Source organism: Caballeronia choica (assembly GCF_001544535.1).
Lineage (GTDB): Bacteria > Pseudomonadota > Gammaproteobacteria > Burkholderiales > Burkholderiaceae > Caballeronia > Caballeronia choica.
Map to the genome: position 1 here is coordinate 1 of NZ_FCON02000133.1, position 21,323 is coordinate 21,323.

The following is a 21,323-nucleotide window of genomic DNA, read 5'->3' on the forward strand; positions in this document are numbered from 1 at the left end:
CCGTATTGTCCGGAACTCAATCCCGTCGAGTACCTGTGGGCATGGCTCAAGCGTCATGCGATTGCGAACTTCTGCCCCGACAACCTCGCCGAGTTGCATACCATCGCCCGCAACAAGCTTAAGAGCGCTCAGAAAAGGCCTTCGATCATCGCCGCGTGCTGGATTCAGGCAACGTTGTGGTGATGTCATGTTTTATGGAAAGATCAATAATCAAAAGCGAGGCCCGTATGTGCGTGTCGCAATCGAGGGACATGGATTACTCGCGCTTCTATCTTTAGTCGGGAGGCGCCGCGCATTTCTTCCGGCAACCGGGGAATGCCCTTCGATTCCTGTAAACCTCACGCGAAGTGTTGCGCTCAGTCTTCTTTATACGCCGCTATGCTTCGCCGTTCGAGTGCCATATCTCGCGGCACAGACGGCGGCCGTGGTCACGCCGGGCACGCTCGTGAATGCTTCCGATGCGATCGGATGGGCTCCGCGCTCGCGTCGGAGCTCGGCACAACCGCAATCGTCATCAGACCCAGTGCGCCGGCGACTACTCAGGCCCAAAAAAAAGGCGCGGTTGTGTGCGGAGTTAGAATGACGATGCCGGAGGTTGCGCTGAGACCATGACGCGCGTGAGTGTCTGTGCGCCGCGGATGCTGGAGACTCTTGTGACTGATCGGGGCGCGAAACGTCAACCGCACGTAGCGCGAGGCTAAAGAAATACCCTATCCGCGGGCTAGCAAGTCGGGGCCGCAACGTCGGCTGGTTTCAAGGATATTCCGGGCCATCTCACCCTCTGCGCAAGGACACTGTGCGCTCGGTCCCACCGAAGCGCGAGGTCATCTTCAGAAGCCGTTCGATCGTAGTGCGCTGCGCGCGCGGGTCAATCCCGGGGCGCCGGCTTCGGGATGTGGACGATCCGACGTCACCGAAGAAGCGGTCCCCATGGCCTTTGGCGGTTAGAAAGACGACGCGAGTGAAGACGGCACCTCCTGGCGGCTGGCGAGTGCCCAAGTTTGGGTCGCTTCGCGAGTGCGTTGCGCTTCCGCCAGGATTGCGATGCGGCTGGACACATTGCTTCTTGCCAGGTGCCGCGCGGATCGGTAAGAATCACATCAGGCTCTAGGTCGTTTAGGCAAGCATCCGGATGCTTTCAGGGTTGTCAGATTTCAGTCGCGTACGTCGACGACGAAATATATGGGTTTCGGACGGTTAAAACTCGGGTTAGTCCGAATCGCTGTGGCACGGTCGGTCTGCAATTGTTAAATAGGGAATATTTTTGAATGACTCAACGCTTTGGCAAGCGCACAGTTGACTTGACCGAGAGGTTCGGACATTTGAGAAGCGACAATGGTCTCCAACGCGCCACCGGAGTTTTAGGACATTTCCCTTGTCCGGTAGAGGCTAGAAGATTCGCCCTTTCCTACGGAATGGCTCAGATCGACCCCCGGGATCTTCCTCAGCCCGAGGGGGCCTAGAGACAATACCCCCTTACTACCGATTAAGCGCTCTTCGAGATCCTCGAATAAGTATTGAGCGATGGTCGGCGCGGGCTTACGATGCTTCTCAAAGATGCGGAACGGGACTCGACAGGCGGTAATGTCCAGCGCGGCTTGCGTAATGTATGTGTGCATTTGTGCGGCCATATTTTCGCGATCGCAGTCCAAAACTTTCGTTTAGCCAGTTCCATTGCGAATCATCGCTAATGCAGAGATCTCGGCGCTAAATGGACGTTGATCGTTTGCGCGACGGCGAGCTATCCGGTGAGGCAGCGGTTGTCAAATCGATCCTGCTTCGGTCGAACTAACTGGCCGCGGCCTGAGCAGGTCACGTCGGCGCAAGAGTGGGCGAGAAACGATCGGACTAAGGTGTCGAGGCGCCGGTGCTATCGATGCTCGCGTCCTGGGAAATGATCGACTTTGCGTTGTCCGGGGCGCTTGAGCTGAGCAGGGCGCGTGCGAGCCGCTGCGGTGGGTCTGCGGTGCGCGGGAGTCGAACCGCGCGCTGGTCGTTACTCGGACTTTGTTCGTACAGGCGATTTTCGCGCCTGTCGCGACCAGTGTGATGACCAAAGCTACCTCCTCGTTGAACGCGAGCGCCGGAAACCCGTAAGCACGTTCATAGATTGTTAATCGCGAACAGGTGGGAGTACTTGTCCTGATTGCTCTATATGCCCCGCTGTGCCGTAATGCGGATACGAATAGTCGCGACAGGTCAAGTGATATCGCCTTCCTTTGGACGCTCCCAAGGATTGCCGCGGCGCTTCTCACCCGGAGCGGTTCGATCGATACAACGCCTACTTAGCGTGAGCCCCGCACGCAGTCGATTCGAACAAGAGCCGTGCACCTGCCGCCGCTCCGACTGCGCAGAACGCGCGAAGCGGGAGAACAAAGCCGGCATGCACGCCAAAGCAGTGAACTCATACTTGCCGGCAAAGGAGACAACATGCGTTTTGCGAAGACTTTCACTCCTATTGCGGTTGCGGTCGGCGCACTTCTCGCTGTTGCACCGCTCGCCTCGCGCGCGGATACTGTCGTGAAAATCGGTTTTGCCGCACCGCTCACTGGACCTAACGCGAATTACGGCAAAGATTTGGAGAACGGCGTTAAAATGGCGATCGATGACGCCAAGGCGCAAGGCGTCAAAATCAATGGCCAGCCCGTCTCGTTCGAACTCGTCGCCGAAGACGATCAGGCTGATCCGCGCGTCGGCGTGCAAGTCGCGCAAAAACTCGTAGACGAAGGCGTTTCGGTCGTTGTTGGCCACTTCAACTCGGGCACGACCATCCCCGCGTCCGATCTCTACGAAAAAGCTGGCCTGCCCGACATCGATCCGGCCGCCACGAATCCGGCCATCAGCGGCCGCGGTTTCAAGAACGTCTTCATGGTGATCTCGAGCGACGCACAAAACGCGGGCACCGCGGGCGCTTATGCGGTCACGACGACGAAGGCCAAGCGCATCGCCGTCATCGACGACCGAACGGCATTCGGCCAAGGTGAAGCCGATGAGTTCGTAAAGGCGGTCAAAGCGCTCGGCGGCGACATCATCGATCGCGAATACACCACGAATCAAGCGACGGACTTCAAGACGCAGCTCACGAATATCAAGGGAAAGAACCCTGATCTGATTTTCGTGGGAGCCCTCAATCCGCAGGCGGCCAGCATCATGAAGCAGATGAACCAGCTGGGCATCAAAGCGCAGTATGTTGGAGGAGGCGGCGTGAAGGACATCGACTTCATCAAGCTCTCGGGCGACGTGTCGGAAGGCGCTATGGCATGGGAATACGGCCGTCCGCTCGACAGCACGCCCGTAGGCGCGAAGTTCGCCGAACGCTTCAGGCAGAAGTTCGGCGAGGACGTCCTCTCGTACGCGCCCTTCGGCTATGACGCGGCGTGGACCGCCATTAAAGCGATGCAGGCGGCCAATTCGACGAAACCCGATGACTACCGTGCGAAGCTGCAAAGCATCAGCTTCGACGGCATCACCGGCCATATCGAGTTCAATGCAAACGGCTCGCTGAAGAACGGCTCGTCCACCGTCTATCAGGTGAAGAACGGCCAGTGGGTGACGATCAAGACGGTAAGCGGCCTCTGAGCGGATTTGTGGCGACCGTTCGTGGTCTGATGCATCTCGGGATCACGTGCCGTCTGCTTATTCTTGTCGAACTCGGCGCACCGGCGATGGTCGCGATCCACGGTCACGTGCCGCTCTCGAGCCCCATGCCGCTCGACTGAAGCTTCCGGCCGACTTCGGCAAACAACTGCTCGCCCGGTTTGTGTGTTTCGAGAATCCGCGAAACTTCAACAACGCGGTGGCGGTCAAGGACTGCTTCAGAGCCCAGATCAATCCTCGCAAAGCGGCGCAGGCTGGCGCTGTCGTAAAGCGCCTCTTCGCAGTCGAAATCGGCGAGGTTGAACCTGAATTGACATGAACGCGCCCCGCCCGTGAACGAGACGGCACAGGAAGGTGTATCTTCACGGGCCAGCGGCATCCATGTGCCTAAGTATGAAATATTAGCTTTCCAGGCAACCGGAGGACCCAATGGTGAATTGTACGGCAGTGGGCGTGGATATCGCCAAGCACGTGCTCCAGGCGCATTACGTAGATCAGGAAACCGGAGAGATCGTGAACCGGCCGATCAAGCGGGCGCAGTTTCTGCTGCCGCACGAGCCATCATGGATAATTGCGCGCTTGCTCCTCATCGGGCCTGATGGCTTCGTACTGCAGCCGTCGGATATATCAGAGATCTACAAGCGCCGGTCCGACCGGAGTGTCCATTCCGCCACACAGCCATAACCATGAAGCAGGTCATCGCTCGAATCTAGCGGGTGATCAACTTGGGCGACAGACGTGGCGACGCTTTTCTGCCAGCTTTCCACGACGGTCTCCGGAGCGCAGGGCACACCAAAAGGAACGCACGGGAATTCGCTTCTCATATGATCGAGTAATTCTGGCCGCCGGTGCGTCCCCTCTCCGATCCACGGAGCCTCGTAAAAGCGTCGGACATGCCGGTCACCGCGCTTTAGCGTGACCCCGCCGATCATTTCGCCCGTGGCTCACTCGCGATGCGGGAAAACGAGCCTGACTAAGCCGCGCTTCGTGTCCTAGGGTTCTTACATACGGAGCAGGTGCTTCATTTTCGCAAGCTGACGCTCCAGAGAGGCTTGTATCAGTGCACGAACGGCGGTCTTTCTCATGACACGATTTCTTGTCAGTTTCCTGTTGGCTACGACGTTTGGACAGTGCTTGCTGGCATCGGCGGCGGTCGCGCAGGCGCCATTGGTCGTCAAGTCGCTAGCCGAGAAAAAGGTCACCGAGTTACCGCCTGGACAACTTTTCTGGCGGATCGAAAGCTTTCCGACACGTGAGCAGGCACAATCCGCCGCAGGCAACTGGGCGCTTGTCGCCGAATCGGCGGGCAAAGCCTGGCTTTTCACGCTTGGCCCGGCAGCAGGATCGTCCGCGGGTGGCACGAAGGTGGCCGAGGTTGGGCCTATCCCCCGGTTTACTGCGCCGCGATATCTACTCAGGATCAATGCGGCTAGCGGCGCTCCTGGCAGCACGACTCGTGTGCATACTCATCCGGGCTCGGAGACTTTCTTCGTACTTACCGGAGCACAAAGCGTACGTACTCCAGACGGAGTGATGGTCGTCAAGGCAGGGCATGCCGAGCCCGGCCACGGGGCTGGTATGCCGATGCAAGTCTCGTCCAGTGGCTCGACGGATCTGCACGCCCTGGTGATGTTCGTGCTCGACGACACCAAACCGTTTTCATCTCCTGCAAACTTCCCGTGAGCGGCGGCGTCCTGACCAACGCGCAACGATCAACACCGTGAGTCCGCCCACCATGAACGCAAGACTTAAGCGCGTCAGCCTGAGCACCTTCCTGGCCGTCTCATTATCGATGTTCACAGCGACGGTTCAAGCAGCGAACATCATGGTCATGAGCGATAGCCCCCTCGAGCCTGCATTGACCAAGGTCGTCGATCTCTATCGCCAGCAGACACACAATCAGGTCATCTTGGCGTTCGCTCCATCGCCCGTTGTGAAGAAAAGGATTGAGGGTGGCGAAACGGCCGACGTAGTTATCGTTCAACCGGACTTTGCTGAGGATCTCACTAAATCCGGCAAGGTGAATGCCGGAGAAAGACCGATCATCGCTCACGTTGGCGTCGGCCTTGGTAATCGGAAGGACGCTCCGGCGTACGACATTTCAACTGTTGAGAAACTTAAGAACACCTTGCTCGGTGCAGACCTCATTGTCTTTAACAGTGTTAAGTCCGGACAGGCCTTTGCAAACACCCTCGAGCGGCTGGGAATTGCAGAAACGCTGAAGCCGAAGATCTTGCGTACGGCACCCAATGACATCTTTGAAGCTGTGTTAAAGGGCAAGGGCAACGACATGGTGGCGGGTACGATACCGCTCATCGCCACAACACCCGGCATCAAGCTCCTTGGACCGCTTCCAGGCGATCTTCAGAGTACTCTCACGTATACTGCCGTGCTCTCGGCGAACACCTTGCGACGCGATTCGGCCGAAAGGTTCATCAGGTTCCTGATGTCGCCACAGGCAACGGAGATTTTCGCCGCAAACGGCGCAAAGTGAATTACCAGCCCGCGGAATAGCTCGGCGACTGGGGTGGACTCGACCGCAACAAGGTCGAGGTCGAGCACGAATCCTTCGCTGACGAGGAATATTCTGACCGACCCAGCAGGAGAATTTCGAGCAGAGCGCGATGAGCTCAAAACAGCGGGTTGTCGTGAGGAGATTTGATGAAAGGCTATTGGCTCATTCTAGGTTCGAATGTCGAGGATCATGCCGCTCAGGAACGTTACGCGGCACTGTGGAAACCCATCGCATCGCGTTATCAGGCTTCCGTTCGCATGCTTGATGTTACTGCCGTGTTGGAAAAGGAATCAATAGCACGATGTGACTGTTAGTGTCCATGCGCCATGAACCCCGCGCCGGGACTGCGTGAAAAAGGCTGATCGAATTTTATAAAATGCGCCGTGTCCAAGCGCGTCATGTTGTGATATGTTTACTTTGAGTAGGATTGACTCTGACCGAGATAAACATGGCAGTCGGATCCAAGTTTGCAAGGTGGCTAACGGGTGTTCGCGATGCCACAGCACAGCTTGACGCGGGTCATTCCTTTCGGGGCGAGTCGGGCGCGCCCGACGTGGACCTGGATCGCTTCGAGTTGCTGCGCAAGCAACTGCAGCAGCAAGTTTACTTCAGGAGTCTGATGGAAATGACTTGCGCCGAGGTCATGCGCATGTCCGTCATGAGCGTCACTGGAGATGAAACGATTGGTGATGCACTCAATCTGTTAGATAAACGCCGAATCAAACCGCTGCCCGTGCTTGACTCAGGACATCGCCTGATAGGCGTGGATCTTCAACCGCTTCACCCCAGGGTCCGCCGGTTTCCCGGGGAAGTGGATCGACGGAGGGCGCAGAGGGAGAGGCGGCAGCTGCCGATCCGCAGTGTGATGTCGTCCGCTGTGGCGACGGTTGATGCAGCGACACCAGTGGCTGACGTCATCCCCCGCTCCATGGCCAAAGGGCATCATCACATGCCTGTTGTGCTCGACGATAAGAAGCTGGTTGGAATGCTGACGCAGTCGGATACAGTGGCAGTCATGTGCCGAAAAGAGGTTCTCTGACACGTGGTCAGTTATTATGACGTAACAGCGAAATCGATGCTCTCACGGGTGGCCACAGCGCGGAGCGACGCGTTGTCGACGACTCGCTGATCGCGTGATGTGACTGCTACACAAGCGGGGTCAGGGATGCTTTCGGGCAGTCCTTTTCATGCGCGGGGCATCGCCGGCGGGCAGCCAGTCGCCGCGCTTTGGGTAGATCAGGAAAGTGATGCGGTTCTTCACGTCGGCGCTGGGCTGCGCCGGGTACGCGTTGCTGAACAGGTAGGTCGGCGCCGAGCTGCCCGACTCCGCGCCGGCGAGCGCTGCGTGTAGATAAAGATGCCATAGCTCAGGTCCAGCAGGATGAAGACGTCATCCGGGTGCCAGTGGACGGCGATGGTTTGATACTTGCCAACTATTGCCTTGACGAAAGCTCTATACGCGACAACAATAAATTTAGAACGTTCCCCCAAAAAACTGCTCCGTACCGTCCTCACGAGTGCAACGAGCCATGACAGATGCACAAAACGCAGTCGCCGAAAGCGGCCATCGAAAAGCGGAAGAACTCCGCAGCTTCCTGTTTCTGACCGCAGTCATGGTGCCCGTGCTGACCGTCATGTTTATCGCGGCATACGGTTTCGTCGTGTGGTTTTATCAGCTTCTGATCGCCGGGCCGCCTCATTGATTGCCGCTGCCGCTGCCGCGGTTGGGTTTTACTCGCACGCTGATTAATTAAGCTGCTTGGAGCCACCAGAATGTCCGCTCGCGCGCGTGAGTGCATCGCGAATGATGAATCGCCAGAAGAGCATATTGCGGGAATCATCGTACATGCCGATCACGCACATATCGAATCAATCCGACGGTTTATTTCAATTCTGCCCGGCGCGCAAATCCATGCGGTGAGTCCGGCGGGAAAACTCGTGATCACGCTGGAGGCCCGACGCTCGGTGGATATCGTCGAGCAACTCACCGCGATTCACGCGCTACCCGGTGTCTACTCAGCGGCGCTCATTTACCAGCATCACGAAGACGTCGAGTCGCTCGACGAGGAGATTGGTGATGAAACTGACCCGGCGGGCGTTCATTAGGCAAACCGCCGCCGCTACGGCAGCCTCCGCCGCGGGCATCACGCTGCCGGCCCTGGCAGTGAATGCGGACCGCGCGGCGGACGTGGCTGGCGGCGACCTGACCTGGTCGAAGGCGCCGTGCCGCTTCTGCGGCACGGGCTGCGGCGTCAGCGTCGGGGTGAAGGCGGGCAGGGTTGTCGCGACGCAAGGCGACCCGCAGGCGGAGGTCAATCGCGGGCTCAACTGCGTGAAGGGCTATTTCCTCTCGAAAATCATGTACGGCGCGGATCGCCTCACCACGCCGCTCATGCGCATGAAAGACGGCAAGTACGACAAGGACGGCGAGTTCACGCCGGTCTCGTGGAAGCAGGCTTTCGACCTGATGGAGGCACAGTTCAAGCGCGTGCTCAAAGCGAAAGGGCCGACGGCGATCGGCATGTTCGGCTCCGGCCAGTGGACGGTGTTCGAGGGGTACGCCGCCGTCAAGCTGATGAAGGCGGGCTTTCGCACCAACAACATCGATCCGAACGCGCGCCACTGCATGGCTTCGGCCGTGACGGGCTTCATGCGCACCTTCGGCATGGACGAGCCGATGGGCTGCTACGATGACATCGAAGCGACCGACGCCTTCGTGCTGTGGGGCTCGAACATGGCGGAGATGCACCCGATCCTGTGGACGCGCGTGACGGACCGCAAGCTCAGCGTACCGAAGACGAAGGTCGCCGTGCTGTCCACCTTCGAGCACCGCAGCTTCGACCTCGCGGACCAGCAGCTCATCTTCACGCCGCAGTCGGACCTCGCGATCATGAACTACATCGCGAACTACATCATCAAGACGAATCGCGTGAATCGCGACTTCGTGACGAAGCACACCGTGTTCAAGGAAGGCAATACCGACATCGGCTATGGACTGCGGCCGGATCATCCGCTACAGAAGGCCGCGAAAAACGCGAACGATGCGACCGGCTCGAAGCCGATGGACTTCGACGCGTTCGCCAAATTCGTCTCGAAGTACGACGCCGCCTACGTGACGAAGCTCTCGGGCATCCCGAAGGTGAAGCTCGACCAGCTCGCCGAGCTTTACGCCGATCCGAAGATCAAGGTGGTCTCGTTCTGGACGATGGGTTTCAACCAGCACACGCGCGGCACGTGGGCCAACAACATGGTCTACAACCTGCACCTGCTGACCGGCAAGATCTCGACGCCCGGCAACAGCCCGTTCTCGCTGACGGGGCAGCCGTCCGCGTGCGGCACGGCGCGCGAAGTGGGCACGTTCTCGCACCGGCTGCCGGCGGACATGCTCGTCGCCAATCCGGAACACCGCAAGCACGCCGAGGAAATCTGGAAGCTGCCGCCCGGCACGATTCCCGAGAAGCCCGGTTTCCACGCGGTGCAGCAGAACCGCATGCTGAAGGACGGCAAGCTCAACGCGTACTGGGTGATGGTCAACAACAACATGCAGGCTGCCGCCAACTTGATGCAGGAGACGTTGCCAGGGTATCGGAATCCGGACAATTTCATCGTCGTGTCGGATGTGTATCCGACCGCGACGGCGGTGGCCGCCGACCTGATCCTGCCGAGCGCAATGTGGGTCGAAAAAGAGGGCGCCTATGGCAACGCGGAACGCCGCACCCAGTTCTGGCATCAGCTCGTGCCGCCGCCCGACGGCGCGCGCTCGGACCTGTGGCAGCTCGTCGAGTTTTCGAAGCGCTTCAAGGTCGAGGAAGTCTGGCCGCCCGAGCTGATCGCGCAGAAGCCCGAACTGAAGGGCAAAACGCTCTACGACGTGTTGTACCGCAATGGCAACGTCGATAAATTCCCGCTGTCGCAAAGCGATTCGGCCTATCGCAACGATGACGGCAAGGCGTTCGGGTTCTATATCCAGAAGGGGCTGTTCGAGGAATACGCGTCGTTCGGACGCGGCCACGGCCACGACCTCGCCCCGTTCGACGACTACCACAAGGCACGCGGGCTGCGCTGGCCGGTCGTCGACGGCAAGGAGACGCGCTGGCGCTACAAGGAAGGCAGCGACCCGTACGTGAAGGCCGGCACCGGCTGGCAGTTCTACGGCAACAAGGACGGCCGCGCGGTGATCTGGGCGCTGCCCTACGAGCCGCCGCCCGAAGTGCCGGACCAGGAATACCCGTTCTGGCTCTCCACCGGGCGCGTGCTCGAACACTGGCATTCGGGATCGATGACGCGGCGCGTGCCGGAGCTGTATCGCGCGTTTCCGAACGCCGTCTGCTTCATGCATCCGGACGACGCGAAAGCGATGGGTTTGCGGCGCGGCGTGGAGGTGAAGGTGATGTCGCGGCGCGGCTATATCCGCACGCGCGTCGAGACGCGCGGACGCGACAAGCCGCCGCGCGGGCTCGTCTTCGTGCCATGGTTCGATGCGAGCCAGTTGATCAACAAGGTGACGCTCGACGCGACCGACCCGATCTCGTTCCAGACCGACTACAAGAAGTGCGCGGTCAGGATCGTCAAGGTATAGGGGGCTGCCATGCGAACCTCGATCGTCCTTTCACGCTGTTGCATGCTCGGCTGCCTGCTAACGATGCCCGGGTTGCGGGCCCAGCCCGCCGTGCCCGCCGAGCCGTTTCACGATGGCCTGCGCGGCACCACGCCGCTCGACGAGGAGGCGAAGCCTCCGCTGATCTTCCCCACCGAAAACAAGGACGTGATCCGTGGCCGCGCTTACGCACAGCAGCCGCCGACGATTCCTCACAAGATCGACGGCTATCAAGTCGACAAGAACGCAAATCGATGTCTGTCGTGCCATGCGCGCAGCCGCGCGGCGGAGAACGACGCCGTGCCCATTGGCGTTACACACTACGCCAATCGCGCTGGGGAGACGCTGGGCTATGTCTCGCCGCGGCGCTACTTCTGCACGCAGTGCCACGTTCCGCAGGCCGATGCCAAACCACTTGTCAGCAACACGTTCACGGACATCGAGGATATCCGCGTGGCGCCCGGGCCCAAGCCGCCCGCGACCCGCAAGAACTAGGGGCGTGCAATGCTCGACCTGGTAAAGCGCTACTGGCGCACGATCAACCGGCCCAGCGCGTACTACAGCCTCGGCTTCCTGACGCTCGGTGGGTTCATCGCGGGCGTCGTGTTCTGGGGAGCGTTCAATACGGCACTGGAATTTAGCAGCACCGAGGCGTTCTGCACGGGCTGCCACGAGATGCGGGACAATACCTTCGCCGAACTCAAGACGACGATCCATTATTCGAACAGGAGCGGCGTGCGCGCCAAATGCTCGGATTGCCACGTCCCGCACAACTGGACCGACAAGATGGCGAGAAAGATGCAGGCGTCGAAGGAAGTGTGGGCGAAGGTGTTCGGCATGATCAATACCCGCGAGAAATTCCTCGACCGCCGGCTCGAAATCGCCGAGCATGAATGGCAGCGCCTCAAGGCCAACGACTCTCTGGAATGCCGCAACTGCCATTCGTTCGAATCGATGGACTTCACGCGCCAGAGCCCGCGCGCCCAGAATGCGCATCAGACCTACCTCGCGACCGGCGAGAAGACTTGTATCGATTGTCACAAGGGCATCGCACACCAATTGCCGAACATGACGCAGGCGGCGCTCGACGAACAGGCGCATGGCTCGCGCGAGACCAAGGGGAAATGAGCATGCACGCGTGCGGCGATCCCGACAGAGACAGCGCGCCATTGATGCTGTCGGTGTCCGGTCTCGCGTTTTGCCGCGGCAGCGAAACGGTCTTCAGCGAAGTCAGCTTCGAGGCCGACGCGGGGCAAGTGCTGCAGATCCACGGGCCGAATGGCAGCGGCAAGACGACGCTCCTGCGCGTGCTCGCGGGCCTGTTGCGTCCGGCCGCCGGGACGATCCGCTGGCGCGGTGCCGACACGAGGAAGCGGGCTGCGGACTGGCGCCGCTCGCTCGCGTATGTCGGCCATGCGAACGCGGTGAGCCGTGACCTGAGCGTGGTCGAGAACCTGCGCTTCGCCGCGCGCCTGGGCGCCGCCGCCGACTGCGACACGACCGATGCGCACTCCGAGCATCGCGCCTTGGGCCGGCTCGGGCTTGCCGCCTGCGAACACCGGCTCGCGGGGGCGCTGTCGCAAGGACAGCAGCGGCGCATCGCGATCGCGCGCCTGTTGCTGGAGCACAAGCCGCTCTGGCTGCTCGACGAACCCGCCGCCGCGCTCGATGCCGAATCGGCGCGACTCATCGCGGCGTGCGTCGCGGAACATGTCGAGCGCGGCGGGATCGCGGTAATGACGACGCATCGTCCGATCGACACCGCGTCGGACGCGACGCGCTATTTCTGCTTCGAGCGGACCGGGTCATGCCTCATCTGATCGCGTGCGTCGTGCGTCGCGAACTCGCGCTGACCTGGCGGCGGCGCACCGACGCGCTCGGCTGCCTGCTGTTCTTCGTCATCGCGACGAGTCTCTTTCCGGTCGCGGTCGGCGCCGACCCGAAACTGCTCAACGCGATCGCGCCCGGTGTGCTATGGGTCACGGCGCTCTTCGCGACGATGCTCGCAGCGCCGCGCCTCTACGCCCAGGATTTCGACGACGGCTCGCTCGATTTGATGCTGCTCGCGCCGCAACCGCTCGTCGCGGTGGTGTTCGCGAAGATCGCGGCGCACTGGCTAACGAGCGGCTTCGCGCTCGTGCTGCTCACGCCCGTCATCGCGCTTCAGTACGATCTCGCGGCGCATGCCGTGCTGTTGCTGAGCGCGTCGCTCTTGCTGGGCACGCCGGTGCTGGCGCTGATCGGCTCGATCGGTGCGGCGCTGACGGTCGGCGTGCGCGGCGGCGGCGTGCTGCTCGCGGTGCTCGTGCTGCCGCTCGAGATTCCGGTGCTGATCTTCGGCGTCGGCGCGGCCGACGCCGTGCGCGGCGCGGCGTGGACCGCGGCCAACTTCTCGCTGCTCGGCGCGGGATTGCTCGTGGCGCTCGTCTGCTGCCCGGGCGCGAGCGCGGCGGCGTTGCGCAATGCCGCTCAATGATCCGATGCGTGCCCCGACCATGAGCACTCACGGCATACGGTTCCACTGGTTCCACTACGCGTCGCCGAAGACGTTCGACGCGCTCGCGCGGCGCCTGACCCCGCTGTTCGCGATCGCCGCGCTGGTACTCGCCGCCTGCGGCCTCTATATCGGCCTCATGGTCGCGCCCACCGATGCCGTGCAGGGCGACGTCTACCGCATCATGTTCATCCACGTACCCGCCGCGTGGATGTCGATGCTGATCTACGTCGTGATGGCGGGCTACGCGGCGCTCGGCCTGATCTTCAACGCGCGCTTGTCCGCGATGATGGCGCGCGCGCTCGCGCCCACTGGCGCGCTCTTCACGTTCATCGCGCTCGCGAGCGGCGCGCTGTGGGGCCGCCCGACGTGGGGCGCATGGTGGGTCTGGGATGCGCGGCTCACGTCGGAGCTGATCCTGCTGTTTCTCTACCTGGGTTTTCTCGCGCTGCACGCCGCGATCGACGACGCGCCGCGCGCCGACCGCGCCTGCGCCGTGCTGGCGCTCGCGGGCGTCGTGAACATTCCGGTCATCTACTTCTCCGTGCAGTGGTGGTACACGCTGCATCAGGGCGCGTCGCTGAGTTTTGGCAGCGGCGTATCGATGGAACGGTCGATGGTGTGGGCCATCGTCGTCATGACGCTCGCGCTCTGGAGTTATACGATCGCGATCGTGCTGGCCCGCGTGCGCGGCATCATCCGCATGCGCTCGGGCGTCGTTGAAAACATGAAGCCGGGAGGTGCCGTCCGATGAGTCCTTCGGCATATTTGTGGATCGCGTTCGGCGGCGCGTTCGCGCTCTGTGCCGCCGAGGCGCTCTTCGTGTGGCACGCGAGCCGGAACGCGGCGCGTGAGCTGGCGGTGGCCGCGCGTACGCACGGGGCCAGGACCGTGTCGCTGCGGCTCGTCGCGCGCTCGCTGACCGACCGGGAGCCATGAAGTCCCGCGCGCGCCGCCTCCTGTGGATCGCGAGCGGCCTCGCGGCGCTCGGCGTGGCGTCGGCGCTCGTGCTCAACGCGTTTCGCGCCAACGTGATGTTCTTCGTGAGCCCGACGCAGGTCGCCGAGGAGCGCTTCTTGCCCGGCACGCGGTTGCGCGTGGGCGGGCTGGTCGAGCAAGGCTCGCTTACGCGCGATGCAGAAGGGCTCACGGTGCACTTCGTCGTCACCGATACCGCCCGCGACATCCAAGTGACCTATCGCGGCGTGCTGCCCGATCTGTTTCGCGAGGGCAAGGGCGTCGTGGCGGAAGGCACGCTGATGGCCGATGGCACCTTCGTCGCCGACCAGGTGCTCGCGAAGCACGACGAGAACTACATGCCGCCCGATGCGGCCGAAGTCATCAACAAGGCGCGCGCGAACATGCGGATTGCGGACCGGCCGCCGAACGAGGCGGGGCGATGATTCCGGAAGTGGGCCAGTTCGCGCTGATCGTTGCGTTCTTGCTGGCGCTCGCGAACGGCGTGCTGCCGATCGTCGGCGCCGCCCGCGGCGTCAACGGCTGGATGCGCATGGCGCCGCCAGTGGCGCGCGCGCAGTTCGTGCTGGTCGCGATTGCGTTTGGATGTCTTGCGGCGTCGTTCATGGACAACGATTTTTCCGTCCTGTACGTGGCGGACAATTCGAATTCGATGCTGCCGCCGATCTATCGCTTCACGGCGGTGTGGGGCGGGCACGAAGGGTCGATCCTGCTCTGGACGCTGCTCCTCACGTTCTGGATGGCCGCGGTCTCGATCTTCAGCAGACGGTTGCCGCTCGCGATGGTCGCGCGCGTGCTCGCGGTGATGAGCTGGATCGCCGCCGGCTTCCTGCTCTTCATGCTGTTCACCTCAAACCCGTTCGTGCGGCTGTTGCCGCCCGCGATGGACGGCCGCGACCTCAATCCGCTGCTGCAGGACCCGGGCATGGTGTCGCATCCACCGATCCTGTATATGGGCTATGTCGGCTTCGCGGTGGCGTTCGCCTTCGCCATCGCGGCGTTGCTGTCGGGCGAGCTGAACGCCGCGTGGGCGCGCTGGTCGCGGCCGTGGACGATTGCCGCGTGGATCTTCCTCACGCTCGGCATCATGCTCGGCAGCGGCTGGGCGTACTACGAACTCGGCTGGGGCGGCTGGTGGTTCTGGGACCCGGTCGAGAACGCGTCGTTCATGCCGTGGCTCGCGGGCACGGCGCTGATCCATTCGCTCGCCGTCACCGAGAAGCGCGGTTGCTTTCGAAGCTGGACCGTGCTGCTCGCCATCTGCACGTTTTCGCTGAGTCTCCTGGGCACGTTTCTCGTGCGCTCGGGCGTGATCACCTCGGTCCATTCGTTCGCCTCCGATCCCGCGCGCGGTCTCTTCATTCTGGTGTTCCTCTCGGTCGTGACCGGCGGCGCACTGCTGTTGTTCGCGTGGCGCGCGCCGAAGGTCGGGCTGGGCGGCGGCTTCGAGGTGGTGTCGCGCGAATCGCTGCTGCTGTCGAACAACGTACTGCTGATGGTCGCCGCCACCTCGGTGCTGCTCGGGACGCTCTATCCGCTGGGACTGGATGTGCTCGGGCTCGGCAAGATCTCGGTAGGCGCGCCGTATTTCGACGCCATCTTCGTGCCGTTGATGACACCCGCCGTGTTCCTGATGGGCATCGGCCCGATCGCGCGCTGGAAGGCCGCGCGCCTGCCCGAGCTTGCCGTGCGGCTGCGCTGGGCGGGCGCGGCGAGCGTGGTCGCGGCGCTCGTACTGCCGTGGATCGTCGGCGGATTCAGGCCGCTCGTCGGGCTCGGCGTGCTGCTTGCCGCGTGGAGCGTGAGCGCGTCGGGGGTCGCGCTGTTCGAGCGGATCGCGAAACAGCCGGGGCCGTTTGCCGCGCGCTTTGGGCGTCTGCCGCGCGCGTTCTACGGGATGTTGCTCGCGCACGCCGGCATCGGCGTGTTCATCATCGGCGTGACGTTCGTGAAGGGTTATGAAACCGAGCGCGACGTGCGGCTCGAAACGGGACAGTCGGTGACCGAGGGCGGCTATACGTTCCGCTTCGACGGCACGCGCGACCGTGACGGGCCCAACTATCGCGCGGTGCAGGCGAGCGTCGTGGTGACGCGCGGAGACCGGAGCGTCGCGCTGCTGCATCCGGAGAAGCGGTTCTTCATCGTCCAGCAGACGCCGATGACCGAAGCCGCGATCGATCGCGGCGTGTTTCGCGATCTGTATGTCGCGCTGGGCGAGGAGGTCGGCGCCGGCCGGCGCTCGGCGTGGACCATGCGCATCCATATCAAGCCGTTCGTGAGCTGGATCTGGGGCGGGTGTCTGCTGATGGCGCTGGGCGGCGCGCTTGCGGCGAGCGACCGGCGCTATCGGCTTGGCGTGCGCCCGCAGCGCGCGAGCGTTGCCGTGCGCGATGCGGCGCGCGGGGCGGCGTCGGGCGCCATCGCGCGCGAGACCGGCGTGCAGCAGGAAGCCCGGGAGACCGGCCGATGAAACGCTTTCTCGCGCCAATGATCGTGTTCGCCGTGTTGAGCATTTTTCTCGCGGCGGCCTTGTCGCATGATCCGCGCCGGCTCCCTTCCGCATTGATTGGCAAGCCTGCCCCGGCGTTCGACTTGCCGCAGCTGCAAACGACCGGTGCGCGCCTTTCATCGGCGACGCTGCGCGGACAGGTGTGGGTCCTCAACGTGTGGGCGTCGTGGTGCCAGTCTTGCCGCGACGAGCACGCGCTGCTTGTCGAGTTCGCACGCCGCAATGTCGCGCCAATCTACGGCCTCGACTACAAGGACGAGCCGAGGGCGGCCCTAGAGTGGATCGCGCGAGCGGGCAATCCTTACGTTGCGTCGATCGTCGACAGGACGGGGCGGACGGGTATCGATTACGGCGTGTACGGCGTGCCCGAGACCTTCGTGATCGACAAGCACGGAGTAATTCGCTACCGGCATGCGGGGCCGCTCAGCGCGGCGTCACTCGAATCGAAGATCCTGCCGCTCGTGCGGCAACTGCAAAGCGAGCGTACCGATGAATAGGATCGTGCGTACACGCGGATGGCTCGTTGTCGCGGAACTATGCGCCGCTCTGGCGGCACCGGTGGCACCGGCCGACACAAGCCCCGGTGCGCATGACGATGTCGTTCGCATCCGCCAGCTCGAGGAAAGCTTTCGCTGTCTCGTGTGCCAGAACCAGACGCTGGCCGACTCCACCGCCGAGCTTGCCGGCGATCTGCGCGGCACAATCGTCGAGCAGGTCGAGCGGGGCGCGACCGATGCGCAGGTTCGCGACTACATGGTCCAGCGCTACGGCGACTTCGTGCTGTACAAGCCGCCGCTCAAGCCCCTGACGTGGCTTCTCTGGCTTGGTCCGTTCGGGCTCCTCGGGCTCGGCGCTTTCGTCCTCGCGCGCATCGTCGCGCGCCGGCGGGGCATGCCCGCTCACCCTCTCACCGGCGATGAGCGCCGCCGTGTCGATGCGCTGCTCTCCCATTCATCGGAGGACGTCGCGCCATGACCGCGTTTTGGTTGATCGCCGGCTCGATGCTCGCGTTCGCCTTGCTGTGCGTGGCTTGGCCTCTGGCACACCGCGCAGACGAGCGCGGCGCTCGCGATAGCCGCTCGCTCCTCGTCGCGCTGTATCAGGGCGAACTGGCCCGCGCAGACGCCGAGCTTCACGAGGATGCGCTTTCGAAGGAACTGCATGAGGCGACAAGATGCGAGATCGAAGCGCGCTTGCTCGACGACGTGGAGTCCGCCGAGTCCGCCAGAGCGCCGCAAACGTCGTCAATACGGGGTGTTGCAACGGGAGCCGGAACAGCCGCTGTTCTTGTCGCGTTCATCCCTGCCGCCGCCTTTGCGATGTATCTGCATCTCGGCGAGCCTGCCGCACTGACGCTCGATCGCGCGTACAGTGAGCAGCACGGCATGGCTTCGGGGCCGCTGGAACTGATGGTGTCGCGCCTCGCGATGCGTTTGCGAGAGCAGCCCGGCGACGCGGATGGCTGGGCCATGCTCGCCCGCTCGTATTTCGCGCTCGATCGCGCCCAGGACGCGGCGGCGGCTTATGCAAAAGCGATTGCGCTGACTCCGGGCGACGCTCAATTGCGAGCTGACTACGCCGATGCCATCGCGAGCGAGCGCAATGGCAGTCTTGGCGGGGAGGCATCGGCGCAGATCCAGGCCGCGCTTGCCATCGATCCGGCGAATCCGAAGGCCCTGGCGCTGGCCGGATCGGCTGCGCAGGATCGCAGTGATTACGTCGCTGCGATAGATTATTGGCAGAGGCTCGAAGCGGTCCTCGTGCCGGATTCGCCAGCGGCGGCGCAGGCGCGCAGAAATATCGAAGAGATGCAAGCGCTGATCGGGCATCGGGCGGGCGGAAGGTGACGCAATCTTTGCTAACCGCTTTACGACGCTTCAACTCTCAGGGCGGAAATTTGCGATCCGCTTCGGCTCAGAACCTTAAATCCATTGAGCGATTGAGCATCGTGCTGCGCCGTCGCAACGGATCGAATGACCGTTGCAGCTTTGCAGTAGTCATTGAGGGAAATTGGACTGAAAGACAGTTGATGATCAAAAGCGCCAATTCGCTGACGGTGAGATCTGACATCCGCGACTACCGGTGGGCGAATGGCAGCGAAGCGACCTGTGGACGAAACCACTCGCGCGGTATTGAGGCTCCCAAGGAGCGGCAGCGGTATGGGCCAGGAAAGCCGCGCTGTTCTCATGATGATGGACGAGGCACCTCGCCTCGTTTCGTATCAGGAGCACAGCCATGACTCACACCAGCCAGAGTAGCTGCCACTGGCGACGCTGCTCGTTGCATCTGCCGATGCGGCCACATCGGCCGTTTCCCGGCCCGCGGAATTCAGGGACGCTTGTGTCAAGCGAATGCTGAGCAGTGAATTGCTCGTCGTTATGGCAATTGCGTTCGGACGGGCGCTAGCGATCTCGCTCTACAGTCGAGTGGACGTCTGAAGAGTTCGGCGACATATGACGCAGATCCCGCGGGGTCTGGGCTTTATGACGTAGAAGCGCGATAAGTTCTTCATCGCCGAGTGAGACACGTCATAGATGAGTCAGGACGGAACGGCGTCGGACCTGAAAGGGGGCCATCAGTGGCCTCGCGTTTTGTTGGCCCGGGTCTGAACTGAGATTCGACAGACTGCTAAGCCGGGCGTGTCTCGCGGAACGTAGACAAGCATAGATACGCAACCGCATCGCAAAACGTTCGGTCGAGCCAGTCCCAATATCGATCATCAAAGTGCCAAAATCCAGGGGCCGAACGAACGCTGGCCGTTTGCGCGACGGCGAGCGCTCCGGTAAGGTAGCGGGCGTCAGGCCGTTCCTGGCTCGGCCGAACGACATGAGGACCAGTGGAATGAACAAGCAGGAACTGATAGACGCGGTCGCATCGGACGCCGGCATCAGCAAGAGCGCGGCAGCCGAGACCGTAGACGCGGTGCTGAACATCGTGTCCAAAGCGGTCGCTGACGGCGGCAGTGTTCAGTTGATAGGCTTTGGCACGTTCTCCACGGGCGAGCGGTCAGCGCGCACGGGCCGCAATCCGCAGACGGGCGAGACGATCGAGATTGCCGCCGCTAAAACGGTGAAGTTCACCGCCGGCAAGGCGTTCAAGGACGCCGTGAATCAGTAAGCCTGCGGGATCGGCAAAGCGGGCGGGCTAGAAGAGCTGGCCATCAAGCGGGAGCAGGTGAATCCACTTGACGGCGGTGCGGCGCTCGCGGCCGTCGGCGTGAATCGAGCGGATCATCACGCGCTGTCCGCGTGCTTCGCCGAGTACTTCGGCGACGCGGTCTCGATAGTGCACGAGTGTGCTCCGCATGGGTTTGCGCTTGATGTGACGGCGACCGGGGGAGAGAGGCATAGACGTGACGAAAGGGATGCGGTGACGTCATTATGCCCAAGTACGCCTCGATGGCTATACGCTGTTTGCTGCCAGGAATAAAAACGTTCGCCCTCAAAATTGTCGCTTTAGAGTAGGAAACTCAACGGTTCGGGGCCGAGGCGTCTTCGCCCGAATAGGTATTCGTCCGGCTCAGTCCACTATGCAGAGGTAAGCACCCAACAAAAAAGTTGTCCGGTGCCGATGAACAATGGCGAAGGCAGTGCACAAACCGGTCCGTTTCAGCTGTTTCAAAACCCCAACAGGAGTATTCGATGAAAAGGACCGCGGAAAACAAGCTGAAGGTCGTCGCAGTACGGATCGATCCGCAGATCGAGCAAAGGTTGCGACTCCTGGCTGAAGTAACGGGACGCAAGCAGTCGTTCTTCTTGCAGCAGATGATCGAGAGCGGCATCGGCGCGATGGAAAATACGTGGTTGCCGCAGGATGTTCTCTCGCAAGTCCGGAGCGGCACGTTGCAGCCACGGCAGCAGGCGAGCGACGCGACTTCAGACCTCTTTGGCGACTTATACACCGACCACACAAATTAGGAGCAGGCTTGACCGGGGCGAGAAGACCCGATAAGTTTCGGGAACCGTAGGTTCGATGTTCAGATGAGGACGCTGGCCAGCGTATTCGCTAGGGCCTTGCAGGCGAAAGCCGGCCTGATCAAGCGTTGCCAACATGGCGTGCCGCGTTTACCCGTGACTATGCCTTGAGAACGATCTTCAATTTTTGATTTACCAATGCTTTGCAAGGAAACTTCTGCTTGGTCGGCGATTTTCGATCTCGCTCGCGATTTATATTTTAATTACGTGAATCGTTTGCGACCCGTGTCGGTTTTTCCATCGACGGGGCATACTCTCGTTAATAAATAAAACACGACGGGAGAGAAAGGCATGATCGGGGAAGTTCGAAATATTTGTTATGTGGGCCGTGAGATGCCGGAAGACTTGCGGTCATCACTCTCTGAGCGTCGATGGTCGATTGACGCGATCGAACTCCATAGTCGTTTCAACTCAGCGCGACCATTCGAGCGGGCCGACGCTGGTATTATTGATTTCTCAGGGGTTCAAATCCCGCACGATCTCGCTGCAGTCGAGCAATTGCTTGGCAACTCGCACATCGTATGGGTGGCAACGGGTTATCCGGAACAAATCAACGACGCCGCGACGCGCCGACTTATCCGTGACTACTGTTTCGATTACGTCACGCTGCCGACGTCAAACGAGCGTATCGTGGATGCCGTCGGTCACGCACACGGCAT

23 protein-coding genes and 2 pseudogenes are annotated in these 21,323 nt (G+C 61.8%); 23 read left to right on the forward strand and 2 right to left on the reverse strand.

The features are described from left to right. Positions 1-183, forward strand: a pseudogene (locus AWB68_RS34205) (IS630-like element ISCARN39 family transposase); the annotation flags it as partial. 2,247 nt (positions 184-2,430) lie between these two features. Continuing rightward, on the forward strand, positions 2,431-3,579 hold the full coding sequence (locus tag AWB68_RS34215; protein ID WP_087648710.1) for a branched-chain amino acid ABC transporter substrate-binding protein: 1,149 nt from the start codon (positions 2,431-2,433) through the stop codon (positions 3,577-3,579). 103 nt (positions 3,580-3,682) lie between these two features. Here the strand turns inward: AWB68_RS34215 and AWB68_RS34220 are convergent, their stop codons facing one another. Continuing rightward, positions 3,683-3,976 carry a transposase gene (locus AWB68_RS34220; protein ID WP_374729635.1) on the reverse strand — a complete coding sequence of 98 codons (294 nt, stop codon included), beginning with the start codon at positions 3,974-3,976 and terminating at the stop codon, positions 3,683-3,685. Positions 3,977-4,029: 53 nt separating this feature from the next. On the opposite strand from AWB68_RS34220, the pseudogene AWB68_RS47175 reads away from it, so the two are divergent. The 19 genes and pseudogenes from AWB68_RS47175 to AWB68_RS34315 form a co-directional block, all read left to right on the forward strand. Further along, positions 4,030-4,143, forward strand: a pseudogene (locus AWB68_RS47175) (IS110 family transposase); the annotation flags it as partial. Positions 4,144-4,680: 537 nt separating this feature from the next. Beyond that, positions 4,681-5,280, forward strand: coding sequence for a cupin domain-containing protein (locus tag AWB68_RS34230; RefSeq protein WP_087648712.1), 600 nt, complete (start codon positions 4,681-4,683; stop codon positions 5,278-5,280). 52 nt (positions 5,281-5,332) lie between these two features. After that, positions 5,333-6,091: a molybdate ABC transporter substrate-binding protein gene (locus AWB68_RS34235; protein WP_087648713.1), complete on the forward strand. Its 759-nt coding sequence runs from the start codon at positions 5,333-5,335 to the stop codon at positions 6,089-6,091. A gap of 469 nt (positions 6,092-6,560) precedes the next feature. Further along, entirely contained in the window at positions 6,561-7,151 is a 591-nt protein-coding gene (locus AWB68_RS34240; protein WP_087648714.1) for a CBS domain-containing protein, read from the forward strand. A gap of 490 nt (positions 7,152-7,641) precedes the next feature. Continuing rightward, positions 7,642-7,815 carry a periplasmic nitrate reductase, NapE protein gene (gene napE / locus AWB68_RS34245; RefSeq protein ID WP_087648715.1) on the forward strand — a complete coding sequence of 58 codons (174 nt, stop codon included), beginning with the start codon at positions 7,642-7,644 and terminating at the stop codon, positions 7,813-7,815. Positions 7,816-7,885: 70 nt separating this feature from the next. Continuing rightward, positions 7,886-8,218, forward strand: a complete 333-nt coding sequence (locus AWB68_RS34250; RefSeq protein WP_087648716.1) for a chaperone NapD — start codon at positions 7,886-7,888, stop codon at positions 8,216-8,218. Continuing rightward, positions 8,190-10,691 (forward strand): periplasmic nitrate reductase subunit alpha, encoded by a 2,502-nt coding sequence (gene napA / locus AWB68_RS34255; protein WP_087648717.1) that lies wholly within the window; start codon positions 8,190-8,192, stop codon positions 10,689-10,691. Before AWB68_RS34250 ends, napA begins: the two co-directional genes overlap by 29 nt. Before the next feature lie 42 nt (positions 10,692-10,733). Further along, the gene (locus AWB68_RS34260; RefSeq protein ID WP_374729636.1) at positions 10,734-11,204 is read left to right on the forward strand and encodes a nitrate reductase cytochrome c-type subunit; all 471 of its coding nucleotides are present in this window, start codon (positions 10,734-10,736) and stop codon (positions 11,202-11,204) included. A 9-nt stretch (positions 11,205-11,213) separates the two neighbouring features. After that, positions 11,214-11,837 (forward strand): NapC/NirT family cytochrome c, encoded by a 624-nt coding sequence (locus AWB68_RS34265; RefSeq protein ID WP_087648719.1) that lies wholly within the window; start codon positions 11,214-11,216, stop codon positions 11,835-11,837. Continuing rightward, on the forward strand, positions 11,834-12,529 hold the full coding sequence (gene ccmA / locus AWB68_RS34270) for a cytochrome c biogenesis heme-transporting ATPase CcmA (protein ID WP_235028643.1): 696 nt from the start codon (positions 11,834-11,836) through the stop codon (positions 12,527-12,529). Before AWB68_RS34265 ends, ccmA begins: the two co-directional genes overlap by 4 nt. After that, positions 12,517-13,185 (forward strand): heme exporter protein CcmB, encoded by a 669-nt coding sequence (gene ccmB, locus AWB68_RS34275; protein ID WP_087648720.1) that lies wholly within the window; start codon positions 12,517-12,519, stop codon positions 13,183-13,185. The genes ccmA and ccmB overlap by 13 nt, the downstream gene beginning before the upstream one ends. Beyond that, entirely contained in the window at positions 13,172-13,957 is a 786-nt protein-coding gene (gene ccmC, locus AWB68_RS34280; protein WP_087648721.1) for a heme ABC transporter permease CcmC, read from the forward strand. The genes ccmB and ccmC overlap by 14 nt, the downstream gene beginning before the upstream one ends. Then, entirely contained in the window at positions 13,954-14,142 is a 189-nt protein-coding gene (locus tag AWB68_RS34285; protein ID WP_087648722.1) for a hypothetical protein, read from the forward strand. The genes ccmC and AWB68_RS34285 overlap by 4 nt, the downstream gene beginning before the upstream one ends. Continuing rightward, positions 14,139-14,606 carry a cytochrome c maturation protein CcmE gene (gene ccmE, locus AWB68_RS34290; RefSeq protein WP_087648723.1) on the forward strand — a complete coding sequence of 156 codons (468 nt, stop codon included), beginning with the start codon at positions 14,139-14,141 and terminating at the stop codon, positions 14,604-14,606. The genes AWB68_RS34285 and ccmE overlap by 4 nt, the downstream gene beginning before the upstream one ends. Continuing rightward, positions 14,603-16,651, forward strand: a complete 2,049-nt coding sequence (locus tag AWB68_RS34295; RefSeq protein WP_087648724.1) for a heme lyase CcmF/NrfE family subunit — start codon at positions 14,603-14,605, stop codon at positions 16,649-16,651. Before ccmE ends, AWB68_RS34295 begins: the two co-directional genes overlap by 4 nt. Beyond that, on the forward strand, positions 16,648-17,187 hold the full coding sequence (locus AWB68_RS34300; RefSeq protein WP_087648725.1) for a DsbE family thiol:disulfide interchange protein: 540 nt from the start codon (positions 16,648-16,650) through the stop codon (positions 17,185-17,187). The genes AWB68_RS34295 and AWB68_RS34300 overlap by 4 nt, the downstream gene beginning before the upstream one ends. Further along, positions 17,180-17,665, forward strand: a complete 486-nt coding sequence (locus AWB68_RS34305; RefSeq protein WP_087648726.1) for a cytochrome c-type biogenesis protein — start codon at positions 17,180-17,182, stop codon at positions 17,663-17,665. The genes AWB68_RS34300 and AWB68_RS34305 overlap by 8 nt, the downstream gene beginning before the upstream one ends. Then, positions 17,662-18,537 (forward strand): c-type cytochrome biogenesis protein CcmI, encoded by an 876-nt coding sequence (gene ccmI, locus AWB68_RS34310; RefSeq protein WP_087648727.1) that lies wholly within the window; start codon positions 17,662-17,664, stop codon positions 18,535-18,537. Before AWB68_RS34305 ends, ccmI begins: the two co-directional genes overlap by 4 nt. Positions 18,538-19,531: 994 nt before the next feature. Next, positions 19,532-19,807, forward strand: a complete 276-nt coding sequence (locus tag AWB68_RS34315) for an HU family DNA-binding protein (protein WP_087648728.1) — start codon at positions 19,532-19,534, stop codon at positions 19,805-19,807. A gap of 27 nt (positions 19,808-19,834) precedes the next feature. On the opposite strand, the gene AWB68_RS49015 is transcribed toward AWB68_RS34315, so the two are convergent. Continuing rightward, entirely contained in the window at positions 19,835-19,981 is a 147-nt protein-coding gene (locus tag AWB68_RS49015) for a hypothetical protein (RefSeq protein WP_200828873.1), read from the reverse strand. Positions 19,982-20,331: 350 nt separating this feature from the next. Here AWB68_RS49015 and AWB68_RS34320 point away from each other — a divergent pair, with 350 nt between their 5' ends. Then, positions 20,332-20,607: a YlcI/YnfO family protein gene (locus AWB68_RS34320; protein WP_087648729.1), complete on the forward strand. Its 276-nt coding sequence runs from the start codon at positions 20,332-20,334 to the stop codon at positions 20,605-20,607. Between the two features lie 348 nt (positions 20,608-20,955). Beyond that, on the forward strand, positions 20,956-21,323 hold a 368-nt coding region (locus AWB68_RS47180), incomplete at its 3' end, for a VpsR-related response regulator (protein WP_235028644.1).

Excerpts from the sequence above, each read along its gene's own strand:
- AWB68_RS34215 (WP_087648710.1), top strand. The coding sequence starts at position 2,431 with ATGCGTTTTGCGAAGACTTTCACTCCTATTGCGGTTGCGGTCGGCGCA.
- AWB68_RS34220 (WP_374729635.1), bottom strand. The coding sequence starts at position 3,976 with ATGCCGCTGGCCCGTGAAGATACACCTTCCTGTGCCGTCTCGTTCACG.
- AWB68_RS34230 (WP_087648712.1), top strand. The coding sequence starts at position 4,681 with ATGACACGATTTCTTGTCAGTTTCCTGTTGGCTACGACGTTTGGACAG.
- AWB68_RS34235 (WP_087648713.1), top strand. The coding sequence starts at position 5,333 with ATGAACGCAAGACTTAAGCGCGTCAGCCTGAGCACCTTCCTGGCCGTC.
- AWB68_RS34240 (WP_087648714.1), top strand. The coding sequence starts at position 6,561 with ATGGCAGTCGGATCCAAGTTTGCAAGGTGGCTAACGGGTGTTCGCGAT.
- napE (WP_087648715.1), top strand. The coding sequence starts at position 7,642 with ATGACAGATGCACAAAACGCAGTCGCCGAAAGCGGCCATCGAAAAGCG.
- AWB68_RS34250 (WP_087648716.1), top strand. The coding sequence starts at position 7,886 with ATGTCCGCTCGCGCGCGTGAGTGCATCGCGAATGATGAATCGCCAGAA.
- napA (WP_087648717.1), top strand. The coding sequence starts at position 8,190 with ATGAAACTGACCCGGCGGGCGTTCATTAGGCAAACCGCCGCCGCTACG.
- AWB68_RS34260 (WP_374729636.1), top strand. The coding sequence starts at position 10,734 with ATGCTCGGCTGCCTGCTAACGATGCCCGGGTTGCGGGCCCAGCCCGCC.
- AWB68_RS34265 (WP_087648719.1), top strand. The coding sequence starts at position 11,214 with ATGCTCGACCTGGTAAAGCGCTACTGGCGCACGATCAACCGGCCCAGC.
- ccmA (WP_235028643.1), top strand. The coding sequence starts at position 11,834 with ATGAGCATGCACGCGTGCGGCGATCCCGACAGAGACAGCGCGCCATTG.
- ccmB (WP_087648720.1), top strand. The coding sequence starts at position 12,517 with ATGCCTCATCTGATCGCGTGCGTCGTGCGTCGCGAACTCGCGCTGACC.
- ccmC (WP_087648721.1), top strand. The coding sequence starts at position 13,172 with ATGCCGCTCAATGATCCGATGCGTGCCCCGACCATGAGCACTCACGGC.
- AWB68_RS34285 (WP_087648722.1), top strand. The coding sequence starts at position 13,954 with ATGAGTCCTTCGGCATATTTGTGGATCGCGTTCGGCGGCGCGTTCGCG.
- ccmE (WP_087648723.1), top strand. The coding sequence starts at position 14,139 with ATGAAGTCCCGCGCGCGCCGCCTCCTGTGGATCGCGAGCGGCCTCGCG.
- AWB68_RS34295 (WP_087648724.1), top strand. The coding sequence starts at position 14,603 with ATGATTCCGGAAGTGGGCCAGTTCGCGCTGATCGTTGCGTTCTTGCTG.
- AWB68_RS34300 (WP_087648725.1), top strand. The coding sequence starts at position 16,648 with ATGAAACGCTTTCTCGCGCCAATGATCGTGTTCGCCGTGTTGAGCATT.
- AWB68_RS34305 (WP_087648726.1), top strand. The coding sequence starts at position 17,180 with ATGAATAGGATCGTGCGTACACGCGGATGGCTCGTTGTCGCGGAACTA.
- ccmI (WP_087648727.1), top strand. The coding sequence starts at position 17,662 with ATGACCGCGTTTTGGTTGATCGCCGGCTCGATGCTCGCGTTCGCCTTG.
- AWB68_RS34315 (WP_087648728.1), top strand. The coding sequence starts at position 19,532 with ATGAACAAGCAGGAACTGATAGACGCGGTCGCATCGGACGCCGGCATC.
- AWB68_RS34320 (WP_087648729.1), top strand. The coding sequence starts at position 20,332 with ATGAAAAGGACCGCGGAAAACAAGCTGAAGGTCGTCGCAGTACGGATC.